Annotated in this window: 12 protein-coding genes; 9 read left to right on the plus strand and 3 right to left on the minus strand. The window is 70.1% G+C overall.

What is annotated here, in order from left to right; translation table 11 throughout:
* Positions 1-141 precede the first annotated feature (141 nt).
* From ACWPXE_RS01350 to ACWPXE_RS01360, 3 genes are read right to left on the minus strand one after another with little or no spacing between them, the layout of a single operon-like run.
* Positions 142-696 carry a thioesterase family protein gene (locus ACWPXE_RS01350; protein WP_454016367.1) on the minus strand — a complete coding sequence of 185 codons (555 nt, stop codon included), beginning with the start codon at positions 694-696 and terminating at the stop codon, positions 142-144.
* Positions 697-705: 9 nt separating this feature from the next.
* Entirely contained in the window at positions 706-1764 is a 1059-nt protein-coding gene (locus ACWPXE_RS01355) for a LysR substrate-binding domain-containing protein (RefSeq protein ID WP_454016368.1), read from the minus strand.
* Positions 1764-2966 carry a CaiB/BaiF CoA transferase family protein gene (locus ACWPXE_RS01360; protein WP_454016369.1) on the minus strand — a complete coding sequence of 401 codons (1203 nt, stop codon included), beginning with the start codon at positions 2964-2966 and terminating at the stop codon, positions 1764-1766. The genes ACWPXE_RS01355 and ACWPXE_RS01360 overlap by 1 nt, the downstream gene beginning before the upstream one ends.
* Positions 2967-3409: 443 nt before the next feature.
* Here ACWPXE_RS01360 and ACWPXE_RS01365 point away from each other — a divergent pair, with 443 nt between their 5' ends.
* The 9 genes from ACWPXE_RS01365 to ACWPXE_RS01405 all read left to right on the plus strand — a co-directional run bounded on the left by ACWPXE_RS01365 (position 3410) and on the right by ACWPXE_RS01405 (position 13137).
* Complete coding sequence (locus ACWPXE_RS01365) at positions 3410-4576, plus strand: acetyl-CoA acetyltransferase (RefSeq protein ID WP_454016370.1); 1167 nt, start codon at positions 3410-3412, stop codon at positions 4574-4576.
* 9 nt (positions 4577-4585) lie between these two features.
* Positions 4586-4999, plus strand: a complete 414-nt coding sequence (locus tag ACWPXE_RS01370; protein ID WP_454016371.1) for a Zn-ribbon domain-containing OB-fold protein — start codon at positions 4586-4588, stop codon at positions 4997-4999.
* Between the two features lie 12 nt (positions 5000-5011).
* Complete coding sequence (locus ACWPXE_RS01375; RefSeq protein ID WP_454016372.1) at positions 5012-5461, plus strand: MaoC family dehydratase; 450 nt, start codon at positions 5012-5014, stop codon at positions 5459-5461.
* Complete coding sequence (gene fabG / locus ACWPXE_RS01380; RefSeq protein WP_454016373.1) at positions 5458-6228, plus strand: 3-oxoacyl-ACP reductase FabG; 771 nt, start codon at positions 5458-5460, stop codon at positions 6226-6228. The genes ACWPXE_RS01375 and fabG overlap by 4 nt, the downstream gene beginning before the upstream one ends.
* Before the next feature lie 68 nt (positions 6229-6296).
* Entirely contained in the window at positions 6297-7352 is a 1056-nt protein-coding gene (locus tag ACWPXE_RS01385) for an extracellular solute-binding protein (RefSeq protein WP_454016374.1), read from the plus strand.
* A 154-nt stretch (positions 7353-7506) separates the two neighbouring features.
* Entirely contained in the window at positions 7507-9300 is a 1794-nt protein-coding gene (locus tag ACWPXE_RS01390; protein WP_454016375.1) for an ABC transporter permease, read from the plus strand.
* Positions 9297-10379 (plus strand): ABC transporter ATP-binding protein, encoded by a 1083-nt coding sequence (locus tag ACWPXE_RS01395; protein WP_454016376.1) that lies wholly within the window; start codon positions 9297-9299, stop codon positions 10377-10379. Before ACWPXE_RS01390 ends, ACWPXE_RS01395 begins: the two co-directional genes overlap by 4 nt.
* Positions 10380-10422: 43 nt before the next feature.
* On the plus strand, positions 10423-11238 hold the full coding sequence (locus ACWPXE_RS01400; protein ID WP_454016377.1) for an enoyl-CoA hydratase: 816 nt from the start codon (positions 10423-10425) through the stop codon (positions 11236-11238).
* A gap of 306 nt (positions 11239-11544) precedes the next feature.
* On the plus strand, positions 11545-13137 hold the full coding sequence (locus tag ACWPXE_RS01405; protein WP_454016378.1) for a tetratricopeptide repeat-containing sulfotransferase family protein: 1593 nt from the start codon (positions 11545-11547) through the stop codon (positions 13135-13137).
* Positions 13138-13146: the final 9 nt, after the last annotated feature.

Below are 13146 nucleotides of genomic sequence, written 5' to 3' on the forward strand. Positions count from 1 at the left end.
GTGAAGGTCCCGCCGACCGGCAACCGTTTTGGCCGCATACAAAATCCCCTCTCCCGTCTCGGGAGAGGGAAGGGGCCCGCGCGAAGCGTGGGAAGGGTGAGGGTGACGCCGAGAATCAGCGCCTTGATCTTCGCGCGACCCTCACCCGCCCGCTGCGCGGGCACCCTCTCCGGGGACGGGAGAGGGACTGGACGCCAGATGCAGCCGCCGGGGGTAGCGGGGCGGCAGGGGATGGGCGGATTGGACCGCCGCCAGGGCACGAAGGCGCTCCGCCAGGGCGGGTGGGAAGGGCGTCACCTTGCGGGTCCGCAGATCGACGTGGATCGACAGCTGCTCCATGGTCGCGGCGACCGTCCCGTCGTCGGCCCGCCGGATCTCCAGCAGGCTCAGCAGCCGCTTGTCGTCGGCGTCGAGCAGCCGCAGGGCCACTTGCAGAGGCGTCCCGACGCGCAGCTCCCGCCGGTAATGCACCGCCACGTCGACCACGAACAGACCGAACCCCTCGTCCCGCGTGTAGGTCTCGCCCAGCCCCCAATGCTCCATCAGGGCGTAGCCGACCTCGTCGAACAGGGCGACGTAGCGGACCATGTTCATGTGGCCGTAAAGGTCGATCCAACTCTCGTCGACGGTGTGCACGCCGGACAGCAGGATGTCGGACGGCAAGATGTCCGGCGGCAGGGCATGGTCCTGGGTCATGGAAGTGCCTTAGAGGGGGGAGGTCTGGTCCGGCGGGAAGACGCCGCGCAGCCATTGCCGGATGGCGGAGATGACCGGTGTGTTCCAGCGGTGGACCGGGGCGATGAAGTAATAGCCGCCGATGGTCACGTTGCTATCGACCATCTCCACCAGCTCGCCGTTGGCCAGCGGTTCGGTCACCAGCAGGTCGCTGACCAGCGCTACGCCGCGCCCCAGCCGGGCCGCCTCGATCGTCAGATGCGCCTGCCACAGCCGGGGGCCGCGCAGCCGGGGAATGTCGGCGATGCCGGCCTCCTCCAGCCAGGCTTCCCACATGCCGGTGGACTGCTCGTGGATCAGCGGCAGGCCGACGAGGTCGGCGGGCGTGCGCACGTCGGGATAGCGCGCCTTGAACTCCGGGCTGGCGATGGCGAGGATGCGCGGCCGGGCGAACATTTCCGAGCGCAGCCCGTCGGCGACGGAGCCGCCGTCCTCCAGATACATGATCTCGGCGTCGGCCTCCTCCCGGCTGAAGTCGGGGCGGGTCGAGGTCGGCTGAAGGATCACCTCGCGCCCGGTCAGCGCCTCCTCCAGCTCGGGCAGGCGGGCGAGCAGGCAGCGCGACGCCAGCCCGGCGAGGCAGCAGATGTGCACCGCCTCCATCCCGCCGTTGCGCAGCTCGTTGCTGGCGTCGGCGATCAGGTCGAAGGCGCGGCGGAGCTGGGCGGCGTAGCGGATGCCCTCGCGGGTCAGGGACAGGCCGCGCCCCGACTTCGCCACCAGCTTCACCCCCACCGCCTGTTCCAGATTCTGGATGTGGCGCGACACCACCGTGTGGGACACCGCCAGCTCGTCGGCGGCGGCCCGCACCGTGCCCTGACGGGCGAAGATGTCGAAGGCGCGGAGCGCGAGAAGGGGCGGTAGGCGGCGCGCCATGCGGACCTTTGGGCTGTGGACGGAAGCCGGGGCGAGGCTGGGAGCGATCCCGGCGGCAGTGATCCCGGCAGCAGTATGAAACATTTCCGCCAGCACCGCACGCGCCCCTTCGCCGCCCGCCACCCGCCGCTCTCCCCCTGCGCCGCCGGCCATCACACCACCGCGTCGCGACGGAAGGCGCCGATCTCGTCGGGGCTGAAGCCCAGATCCGCCAGGATGGCGTCGGTGTGCTCGCCCAGCCGCGGCGCCGGGCTTTCGGCGGGCAGCGGAGCCTCCGGCATGGTGATCGGCACGGCGGCGAAGCGCTTGCCCGAGCCCTCCGGCACCTCCACGACCATCTTCCGGTGGACCACCTGGGGATCGTTCAGCGCGTCCGGCACGCTGTTGATCGGGCTGGCCGGGACGTCGGCGTCCTCCATCGCGTCCAGCCAGGCGTCGCGCCCGCGGGTGAGGAAGACCTCGCGCAGCAGCGGCTCCAGTTCCGCATGGTTGGCGTTGCGGGCCGAGCCGGTGGGGAAGCGCGGGTCGGACAGCAGATGCTCCAGCCCCATGGCGCGGCACATCCGGTCCCACTGCTCGTTGGTGTCGACGCAGATGGCGATCGGCTTGTCGGCGGTGGGGAAGGCCTGGAAGGGGGCGATCAGCGGGTGGCGGCTGCCCAGCGCCCGCGGCGTCTCTCCGGCGTTCAGGAAACGGGCGATGGCGTTCTCCATCAGGGCGAGCTGGCAATCCAGCATCGCCACGTCGATGAAGCTGCCCTCGCCGGTGGCCGTCCGCTTCTGCAGGGCGGCGAGGATGCCGACGGCGGCGAACAGGCTCGACCCGATGTCGCCGATCGACGCGCCGACCCGGCAGGGATCGCCGCCCGGCTCGCCGGTGATGCTCATCATGCCGGACATCGCCTGGGCCACCACGTCGAAGCAGGGGCGATGGCGATAGGGGCCGTCCTGCCCGAAGCCGGAGATCGAGGCGTAGACCAGCCGCGGGTTCACCGTCTTCAGATCGTTGTAGCCCAGCCCCAGCCGGTCCATCGCCCCGGCCCGGTTGTTTTCCACCAGCACGTCGCAGGTGGCGACGATTTTCTTGAAAATCTCCTTCCCCTTTTCCTCCTTCAAGTTGAGCGTCAGACTCCGCTTGTTGCGGTTGACGCTGAGGAAGTAAATGCTTTCCTCCTCGCTGAAGGGGGCAATGATGCGGGTGAAATCGCCCTTGCCGGGACGCTCGATCTTGATGACCTCCGCTCCCAGCGCGCCGAGCAGCCACGTACTGTAGGGGCCGGCCAACATGTGCGTGAGATCGACCACGCGCACGCCGGCCAGGGGGCCTTCGCGGCGTTGCGTATCGGTGTTGAGCATGCAAGATCCTTCGGATGGCCGGACGCCGCGCAGGCGGGCCGGGCGGGGCCGCGCGCCCGGCTGGAAACCGGTCCGGTCCAGGGCGGCGGCGGGAATGCGATACCCAAAGGCTTGCGCCACGGCGGTCGGAAAACAATCGCTTAGTTTGGCCCAATCCGGTGCATGGAAGGCACCGTTCCACGGATTCGCCGGGTGTGACATTGGTGCGTTCCGTGCACCGGACCGCATCGTTTTTTCTGCTTGTGACACGAACTGTGTCCGGTAGTCTTGATCTTGCCGGGAGCGGATCGGCCTGATCGAAATCTCTGCCGGCCATCGGATAGTCTTCGTGATTTCCGAGGCAAGCGATCTCTTTACTCTCATCGCCTGTCCAATGAAGCCGCTCGGCGCGCGTCGCGGCAGCGATGCGCGGCCTTCCACAACCAGGAAAGGACAACCCGCGCGTGATCGATCTTTCGGGAAAGGCGGCCATCGCCGGCGTTTTTGAATCGCCCCGCCGGGATGCGCCGCGCGTCCACCCCTTCGCCCTCCAGATGGAATGCATCCTCGGCGCGCTGGACGACGCCGGGCTGACGCTGAAGGACGTGGACGGGCTGTGCGCGGCCTCCGGCGACTGGGCCGAGGGCGGCAGCACCATGGATGTGGTCGAACTGGCCGAATACATCGGGATCGCGCCGACCTACGTGAACAGCACCGACGTCGGCGGCTGCTCCTACATCCTCCAGGCCGGGCAGGCGGCGGCGGCCATCGCCACCGGGCTGGCCGAGGTGGTGGTCATCAGCTACGCCGCCTGCCCGCGCTGGTGGCCGCTGAGCAGCCCGTCCTTCGACCCCTTCGTCTTCCCCGCCGGCCCCGGCCAGTACGAGATTCCCTACGCGCCGACGCTGATTTCGACCTACGGCCTTTTCGCCCGTCGCCATATGGACCTGTATGGCACCACGTCGGAACAGCTTGCCCAGGTGGCCGTGACCTTCCGCGAGCACGCCGCGACGAACCCCGACGCCCGGCTGCGCAAGCCGATCACGGTGGACGACGTGCTGGCCTCGCCGATGATCGCCTCGCCGCTGCACCGGCTGGACTGCTGCGTGGTGACCGACGGCGGCGGCGCCGTGGTGATGACCAGCCGGGAGCGGGCGCGCGACCTGAGGAAGCCGCCGGTCCATCTGGTCGGCTACGGGGCCGCCGTGGCGCGCACCCAGAACAGCCAGATTCCCGACGACCTGACCACCCCGGCGGCGCTGTCCGGCCCGCGCGCCTTCGCCATGGCCGGGCTGACCCCCGGCGAGATCGACGTGGCGCAGATCTACGACGCCTTCACCATCACGCCGATGCTGGCGCTGGAGGATCTGGGCTTCTGCGGGCGGGGGGAGAGCGGCGCCTTCGTCGCGGATGGCAACCTGACGCTGGGCGGCAGCCTGCCGACCAACACCGATGGCGGCGGGCTGTCATCCAACCATCCTGGCAAGCGCGGCATCTTCACCCTGATCGAGAGCGTCCGCCAGCTGCGCGGCGAGGGACCGGGCGTCCAGGTGCCCGACGCGCGCATCGCCCTGGCCCATGGGCTGGGCGGCACCTTCTGCTCCGCCGCCACCGCCATCCTTGCCCGGTAAGGTGTCCCGATGACCGCCCCAACGACCAGCATGACCATCCCGCCCGTCCAGGACGAGACCTCCGCCCCCTTCTGGGAGGCGGCGCGCGAGGGGCGCTTCCTGATCCAGCGCTGCCCCGAGACCGGGCGCTTCCAGTGGTACCCGCGCGCGCATTCCATCCACGCCCCGCACGCCCGCCCGGAATGGGTCGAGGCCAGCGGGCGCGGCGAGCTGCTGACCTATTCCGTCATCCATCGCGGCAACCAGCGCGGCGATCCCTACGTCTGCGCCCTGATCCGGCTGGAGGAGGGCGTCACCGTCTTCTCCCGCGTCGAGGGGGTGGCGGAGGCCGATCTGCGGGCCGGCATGCCGCTCGCCGTGGCCTTCCACCAACTGGACGAGGCCACCAGCCTCCCTGTGTTCCGCCCGCGGACTCCCGACTGAGGGTGCCATAGAATGACCGCCATCCATCTCGACGACATCAAGCCGGGCGACCGGACGCGCTCCTCGCGCGTCACCGTCACCGAGGCGCACATCGTCTGGTTCGCCGGGCTGACCGGCGACTTCAACCCGCTGCACATGGACGCCGAGGCCGCCAAGGCCAACGGCTTCGGGCGGACCATCGCCCACGGCATGCTGACCCACTCGCTCAGCACCGGCCTGCGCTCCGCCATCGATGACTGGGCGATCCTCGCCTTCCTGGAGACGCGCCGCCGCTTCGTCGGCCCGGTCTTCGCCGGCGACACCGTGCATTACGAGGCGGAGGTGGCGGAGGTCCGCCCCAGCGCCTCCAAGCCGGACCGCGGCATCGTCCGCGTCGCCATCACCGTGAAGAACCAGCGCGGCGAGACCGTGCAGGAGGGCGAGGACGTGCTCTCCGTCGCCCGCAAGGAGACGCAGGCATGAGTGCCTCAACCACCCATCCACGCCGCCTCGCCGGCCGTGTCGCCTTCGTCACCGGCGGCGGCGGCGGCATCGGCCGCGCCGTCTGCGAGCGGCTGGCCGCGGAGGGTGCCGCGGTTGTCGTCGCCGACATCGGGGCGGAGGCCGCCGAGAGTGTCGCCACCGCGCTGCGCGCCGAAGGGGCTCAGGCCCACGCCACCGCGCTGAACGTCGCCGACCGGGAAAGCTGGGGCGCTGCCGTGACCGGCCTGCCCGAGGCCTTCCGCGGCGTGGACATCATGGTCAACGTCGCCGGCATCGTCCGCGACCGCTCGCTGCCCAAGATGACCGACGCGGAATGGAGCGCCGTCATCGACGTGAACTTGCGCGGCACGTGGCTGGGCTGCCAGACCGCGTTCCGGCTGGTCGGCGACCGCGGCTGGGGCCGCATCGTCAACATCGCCTCCACGGCGATCCTGGGGACCTTCGGGCAGGCCAACTACTCCGCCTCCAAGGCCGGGGTGGTCGGGCTGACCCGCACCGCCGCCCTGGAAGGGGCGCGCCGCGGCATCCTGGTCAACGCCGTCGCTCCGGGGGTCGTGGAGACCGCCATCGTGGAGGGCGTGCCCGACGCGGTGCGCTCGCAATGGCTGGAAAAGACGCCCATCGGGCGCCTCGGCAAGCCGGCGGAGATCGCCGCTATCGTCGCCTTCCTGGCGTCCGACGACGCGGCCTACGTCACCGGGCAGACCATCGTCGCCGACGGTGGGGCGACCACCGGCGACTACTGACGTCCGCTCAAGAACGAAGAACGACGCCGAAACGGCGGTACCGCAACAACAAGACAGGGATTGGCAACATGATGGAATTCTCGCGCCGCCGCCTTCTCCAGACCGGCGGCCTCGTCGGCACCGCCCTGGTGACCGGTGGGCTGGCCGGCACCGCCTTTTCGCGCATCGCGTCGGCGGCGGACGACCCGCTCTACGCCGCCGCGAAGAAGGAAGGCGCCCTGACCCTCTATTGGGGCTCCTACGAGCAGCAGACGATGGAGGCGATCCGCGACGCCTTCAAGGCGAAGTATCCGGGCATCGAGGTCAACCTGCTCCGTCAGGCCTCGCAGACCGTCTACACCCGCCTGCGCATGGAGCTGCAGAGCGGCGTCCACGAGTGCGACTCCCTCGGCACCACCAACATGCTGCACTACACCGAGTTGAAGAAGATCGGTGCGCTGGCGCCCTTCGAGCCGGTGGACGGCGTGCACATTCCGGACGCCTTCCGCAACCTCGACCCGGACAAGATGTTCCATGTCGGCGCCATCAGCCTGACCAGCATCAACTACGCGCCGGGCAAGGTGCAGTCCCCGCCGCCGAGCTGGCAGGCGCTGCTGGAGGACCAGTGGCAGGGCAAGATCACCACCGGCAGCCCGGCCTTCTCCGGCGACGTGGCGAACTGGGTGGTCGCCATCCGCCGCAAGTACGGCGACGACTTCCTGCGCGCCTTCGGCAAGCAGAAGCCGAAGGTCGGCCAGTCCAACGTCGACACCGTGACCGACATCCTGGCCGGTGAGCGCGTCGTCGGCTCCGGCGCCCCCTTCAGCTACACGCTGACCCAGAAGGCCGCCGGCAACCCCATCGACGTGGTGGCGCCGTCCGACGACGCCATTCTGAACCTGGGCGTCACCGGCATCCTGGCGAAGGCCCCGCACCCGAACGCCGCCCGGCTGTTCACCAACTTCCTCTATTCCACGGAGGTGTCGATGATCCTCCAGAAGAACTACTGGCCGACGCTGCGCAAGGACGTGCCCTGGGCGGAGGGGCGGTCGCTGGACCAGTTGAAATGGTACCGCAACACCGGCGACGACCTCGGCCCGGAGGTCGCGGAAGGCATCGCCAAGTGGAAGGAACTGGTGCGCTGATGCCGGATTCCCTCTCCCCTTGAGGAGAGGGTTAGGGTGAGGGGTTGCACATGTCGGTACGTTCGGCAAAAGCGCAACCCCCTCACCCGCCCGCTTTGCGGGCACCCTCTCCCCGGAGGGGCGAGGGATAGTATGGACAATGGAGGCGGACCCTATGGGGGTCATTTCAACGGACAGCCCAGACAGCGCAGCCGCGGCGACCGCGCGGCCGGTGATGGCCCGCGTGCCGCTCGCCAGGACCGTGGTCTTCGGCGCCGTCGCCCTTCTTCTCTTCCTGCTGGTGGTCCTGCCCTTCGGCTGGGTTCTCAACAACAGTTTCCACGACGACCTGACCGGCGCATGGACGCTCGGCAACTACGCGCGGATATTCCAGTCGGCGGAGCTTCTGGAACCGCTGTTCAATTCGCTGGTCCTCGCCGTGGCGACTGCGGTGATCGCCGTCGGCATCGGCGTGCCGCTGGCTTGGCTGGTGTCGCGGACCGACCTGCCGTTCCGCCGCACCATCCGTGTGCTGACGCTGACCGCCTTCGTCACCCCGTCCTTCATCGGGGCGACCGGCTGGATTCTGCTGGCGGCCCCCAACTCCGGCTGGCTGAACACGCTGTGGCGCTCGCTCGCCGGGGCGGAGGCGGGGCCGCTGCTGAATATCTACTCGATGACCGGGGCGATCTTCATCTGCGGCATCTACACCGTCCCCTACAGCTTCACCATGGTGTCGAGCGCGCTCGACGAGATGGCCGTGGAGCTTGAGGACGCCGCCGCCACGCTGGGCTCCGGCACGCTGCGCACCATGCTCAGCATCACCATCCCGCTGGTCACCCCGGCGGTGATCGCCAGCTTCATCCTGTCCTTCATCCAGGGGCTGACGCTGTTCGGCGTTCCGGCCTTCCTGCTGACGCCGACCGGCATCCCGGTGGTCACGACCAAGCTTGCCGAGTTCTACCAGCTCTTCCCGCCGGAAATCTACATGGCGGCCGCCTACTGCATGCCGCTGCTGCTGGTCACCGCCATGCTGTTCTGGATGCGCCGCCGCATCCTGGGCCGCAAGCAGTTCGTCACCATCTCCGGCAAGAGCCGGGCGGGGCGGCGGATCGCGCTGGGCGCCGCCCGCTGGCCGGCCTTCGGCGCCGCCCTGCTGCTGCCGCTGGTCTCGGTGTTCCTGCCCTACGCGGCGCTGCTTCTGGTGTCGCTGACCCGCGCCTGGGGCCAGGGCCTGTCGTGGGAGAACCTGTCGCTGCACTGGTACTGGTGGGCGCTGTTCGGCAATTCGGAGACGCACACCGCCATCGTCAACTCGCTGCTGTTCTCGACGCTCGCTGCGACCCTGTGCGTGATGCTCGGCACCGTGGTCGCCTACATCGTGGAGCGGCGGTTGGTGTTCGGCGCCAGCCTGTTCGGCGCGGTCACGACCGTTCCCATCATCATCCCCGGCATCGTCATGTCGGTCGGCTTCTTCGCCGCCTACACGCGGGCGCCGCTGAACCTCTACGGCACGCCGCTGCTGCTGGTGGCGGCCTTCGCGGCGACCTTCCTGCCCATCGCCTACGCCCATGGCGGGTCGATCCTGAAGGGCATCGGGCCGGAGCTGGAGCGCGCCGCCCGCAGCCTGGGCGCGGGGGAGGGGCGGACCTTCCTGTCCATCACCATCCCGCTGATGGGCGGCGGGCTGCTGTCGGGCTGGTTTCTGGTCTTCATCCCGATCATCCGCGAGCTGTCGGTGGCCGTTTTCCTCATCACGCCCAAGACAAACGTGATGACCACGCTGATCTACAACGCCAAGGACGGCGGCAATTACGAGGCCGTCTGCGCCATGAGCGTCCTTCTCCTCCTCATCACGCTGGCGCTGGTGGCCGCCGCCGGTCCCCTGACGCGCCTGACCACCGTGCGCCGCACGTCTCGCAAATCCGGTCGTAAAACCGCCCCGGCGGAAGGAGTTCTCCCCACATGAGCGGGATACGCATCAAGAACCTCCGCAAGTCCTTCGGCACCTACACCGCGCTGCACGGCATCGACCTTCAGGTCCCCAACGGTACGCTGCTGGCCCTGCTCGGCCCGTCGGGTTGCGGCAAGTCCACCACGCTCCAGCTCCTCGCCGGGTTCGAGGCGCCGACGGAGGGTGAGATCTGGGCCGACGACGTGCTGCTGTCCTCGGCGCGTGGGGTGCTGCCGCCGGAGAAGCGTGGCATCTCCCTGGTCTTCCAGAACTACGCGGTGTGGCCGCACAAGACGGTGGCGGAGAACGTCGCCTTCGGCCTCGCCATCCGCCGCCTGCCCAAGGCGGAGATCGCCGAGCGGCTGGACCGCACGCTGCGCACCGTCCGGCTGGAGGCGCTGCGCGACCGCTACCCGTCGGAACTGTCGGGCGGCCAGCAGCAGCGCGTGGCGCTGGCCCGCGCGCTGGCGGTGGAGCCGCGCATCCTCCTGCTCGACGAGCCGCTGTCCAACCTCGACGCCCATCTGCGCGAGGAAATGCGGTTCGAGATCCGGCAGGTCCACGACCTGCTGGGGCTGACCACCGTCTACGTCACTCACGACCAGTCGGAGGCGCTGGTCACCGCCGACCGCATCGCCGTCATGAAGTCGGGCCATCTCCAGCAGCTCGGCTCGCCGGAGGAGATCTTCGAGCGGCCGTCCAACGCCTTCGTCGCCACCTTCATCGGCGCCAACAACGAGCTGGCCGGGACCAGCGAGGGCAACGGCGCCATCCGCGTCGGCAGCCATGTGCTGACCGCGCCCGACCGCAGCGGCGCGGCGCCCGGCGGAACGGTGTCGCTGTGCGTGCGCCCCTCCCAGGTCCGGCTGTTCGGCGCGGAGGAAAAGGGGTTGCCCGCCGAGGGCTGCAACCTGCTGTCCGGCACGGTCCAGCGTTCCGCCTATCTGGGCGAGTACCGCGACGTGCTGGTGGATCTCGGGGGCGGGCGGACGCTGCGCGCCTTCATTCCGCCCGCGCAAAGCTTCGCTCCGGGCAGCGTGGTGACGGCGCTTCTTCCCATCGGCTCCTGCCAGATCCTCGGGCCGGCGGCCTGATCGCAGCTTAATCCGCCAGCCCAATCCAAGAGAGTTCCGAACGATGACCATCGCCACGACCGGCGAGGCCGACGCCTTGCCCGAAATCCTGACCGAGCGGCGCGGCGCCGTCCAGTGGGTGATCTTCAACCGGCCCAAGGCGCGCAACGCCATCACCCCCTGGATGGAGGACCGGTTGATCGAAATCTGCCGGGAGGTCGACGCCGACCCGGCGGTGAAGGCCCTGGTGCTGACCGGTGCGGCCGGCGACAAGCCCGCCTTCATGGCCGGCGCCGACCTGTCCTGCCTGCAGAGCGTCAAGACGCCGGAAGACTACACGATCCTGGAGGACCGCGCGGAAACCGCGGCGATGGCGCTGGAGGCGGTGCGCGTTCCCACCATCGCCGCCCTGGCCGGCGCCTGCGTCGGGGAGGGGGCGCTGCTCGCCGCCTGCTGCGACGTGCGCATCGCCACGCCGTCGCTACGCTTCGGCTTTCCCATCGCCCGCACGGTCGGCAACTGCCTGAGCATCAAGAACCTCGCCCGGCTGGCCGCCATCCTCGGCACCGCGCGGACCAAGGAAATGATCTTCAGCGCCCGCCTGCTGAGCGCCGACGACTTGGCCGGCGCCGGCGCCCTGCGCGGCGTCGTGCCGGACGACGACCTCACCGACCGCACCCAGGAGCTGGCCGAGGAGCTGGCGGGCCTCGCCCCGCTCACCTTGTGGACGACCCGCGAGGCGCTGCGCCGCTGGCGCGACCACGGGCTGCCGGCGGACGGCGACGCCGACCTGCTGCGCCTCTGCTACCTGTCCGCCGACTATCAGGAGGGCATCGCCGCCTTCCTGGAGAAGCGCCGCCCGGCGTGGGTGGGGCGGTAGGGGCGTCAAAGCCACCGCATTCCGCGTTCATAGCCCTCTCCCCTCTGGGGGGAGGGTGGCCCGCAGGGCCTCTCGCGCTGGCTGAAAGCCAGCGCCGACGGCGGCAGGCGGATGCCTCTGGCATCCGCTGAGAGCCGGTGAGGGGGATGTGCGTGGCGACATGTCCGGCAAAAGCGCAACCCCCTCACCCTAACCCTCTCCCCTGAGGGGAGAGGGGATGTCCTTGCCGCCACCCATACCCTTCACTATCCTGGCGCCACACCATGCGCCCATGCGGGCGTTCCGCCGCCATGGGACCTGCCTGTCATGCCGACCTCGCCCGACGACATTCCGAGCGGCGCTCCTGACGTTGTGGCGCTGGAGCGGCGGTTGCGGGCCGCCCCCGATGATCTCGCAGCGACGCAGGAGTTGGCTGGGCGGCTGTTCCAGGCCGGCCGCGCGGCCGACGCCGAGCCTCACGCCCGCAACGCGGTCCGGCTGGCGCCGGAGGACGCGCGCTCCCACACGCTGATGGCGCTGGTGCTGGCCGACACCCACCGGCCCCAGGCCGCCGAGTTCCATTACCGCCGGGCGTTGGCCCTGGCGCCGCCGGACGCCGCGATGGTCGCCAACCTCGCCTGGAGCCTGACCCGGCAGGGCCGGCTGGAGGAGGCACGACGGACCTACCGCCGGGCCGCGGCGCTGCAACCGTCCATCGCCCTGACCTGGCACGGCTGGGCGCAGACCGAGGACGCCGCCCGCGATCTGCCAGCCGCGCAACGGCTGGTGGATCGCGCCCGGCGGCTCGACCCCCACCACAGTGGCGCCGACACCTTCGCGGCGGCCCTGCTGGCACGGCAGGGGGCCGGAGAGCAGGCGCTCGCCCTCCTGGACGCCTCGGCCGTACGCCATGGCGGCCCCGACCCCGACGCGCTGCTGGAGACGGGGCGCATCCTCGACCGGCTGGGCCGCCACGACGAGGCCTTCGCCGCCTTCGCCGCCGGCAAGGCGCTGCTGCGGCAGGCCGGGCGCCGCTACAGCGAGGAGGAGGCGGTGGACCTCATCGCGCGCCTCGCCACCTTCTTCGTGGCGCCGCGCCTGCGCCTGATGCCGCGGCCCGCCACGCCCGCCGCCACACCGGCCGCCGGGCCGCAGCCGGTCTTCATCGCGGGCGCCCCACGCTCCGGCACCACGCTGGTCGAGCAGATCCTGTCCTGCCACCCGGCCGTCGCCGCGGGGGACGAGCTGCCCGCGCTCGGCGCGGTGGTGCGGGCGCTGCCGCAGACTCTGGGCAGCCCGCTCGGCTATCCCGAGGCGCTGTCGGAGCTGTGGATGGGCGACCAGCGCGACGGGCTGGAGCGGTTGCGCGACGCCTATCTGCGCCACGCCCGCAAGCTGGTTCCAGCCAAGCCGGGCCACACGCTGTTCACCGACAAGATGCCCTTCAACGAGACGCATCTCGGCCTGATCGCGCTAATGTTTCCCTCGGCGCCGGTGGTGCATGTGCTGCGCCATCCGCTGGACGTCGTGCTGTCGATGATGGGCACCAACCTCACCCACGGCTTTCATTGCGCCAACGATGTGGAGACCGCCGCCCGTCACGTCCTTCTGGTGTTCGATCTGGTGGAGCATTACCGGCGGGAGATGCCGCTGCGCTACCTGCCGCTGCGCTACGAGGATCTGGTGTGGGAGCCGGAGCCGGCGGTGCGGCGCCTGCTGGGCTTCCTCGGGCTGGGCTTCGACCGACGCTGCCTGCGCTTCGAAGAGAACCGGCGCCACGCCCGCACGCCCAGCCACGCCCAGGTCGCGGAGAAGCTCTACAGCCGCTCCATCGACCGTCACCGCGCCTACAGGACCCATCTGAAGCCGGCGATCCCGATCCTGGAGCCGGTCATTCTCGGCCTGGGCTACAGCCTGTAGCCGCCGCCA

Source organism: Azospirillum sp. Marseille-Q6669, from assembly GCF_965111635.1.

Coding starts and splice junctions, on each gene's coding strand:
- ACWPXE_RS01350 (WP_454016367.1), bottom strand. CDS start 696: ATGACCCAGGACCATGCCCTGCCGCCGGACATCTTGCCGTCCGACATC.
- ACWPXE_RS01355 (WP_454016368.1), bottom strand. CDS start 1,764: ATGGCCGGCGGCGCAGGGGGAGAGCGGCGGGTGGCGGGCGGCGAAGGG.
- ACWPXE_RS01360 (WP_454016369.1), bottom strand. CDS start 2,966: ATGCTCAACACCGATACGCAACGCCGCGAAGGCCCCCTGGCCGGCGTG.
- ACWPXE_RS01370 (WP_454016371.1), top strand. CDS start 4,586: ATGACCGCCCCAACGACCAGCATGACCATCCCGCCCGTCCAGGACGAG.
- ACWPXE_RS01375 (WP_454016372.1), top strand. CDS start 5,012: ATGACCGCCATCCATCTCGACGACATCAAGCCGGGCGACCGGACGCGC.
- fabG (WP_454016373.1), top strand. CDS start 5,458: ATGAGTGCCTCAACCACCCATCCACGCCGCCTCGCCGGCCGTGTCGCC.
- ACWPXE_RS01385 (WP_454016374.1), top strand. CDS start 6,297: ATGATGGAATTCTCGCGCCGCCGCCTTCTCCAGACCGGCGGCCTCGTC.
- ACWPXE_RS01390 (WP_454016375.1), top strand. CDS start 7,507: ATGGGGGTCATTTCAACGGACAGCCCAGACAGCGCAGCCGCGGCGACC.
- ACWPXE_RS01395 (WP_454016376.1), top strand. CDS start 9,297: ATGAGCGGGATACGCATCAAGAACCTCCGCAAGTCCTTCGGCACCTAC.
- ACWPXE_RS01400 (WP_454016377.1), top strand. CDS start 10,423: ATGACCATCGCCACGACCGGCGAGGCCGACGCCTTGCCCGAAATCCTG.
- ACWPXE_RS01405 (WP_454016378.1), top strand. CDS start 11,545: ATGCCGACCTCGCCCGACGACATTCCGAGCGGCGCTCCTGACGTTGTG.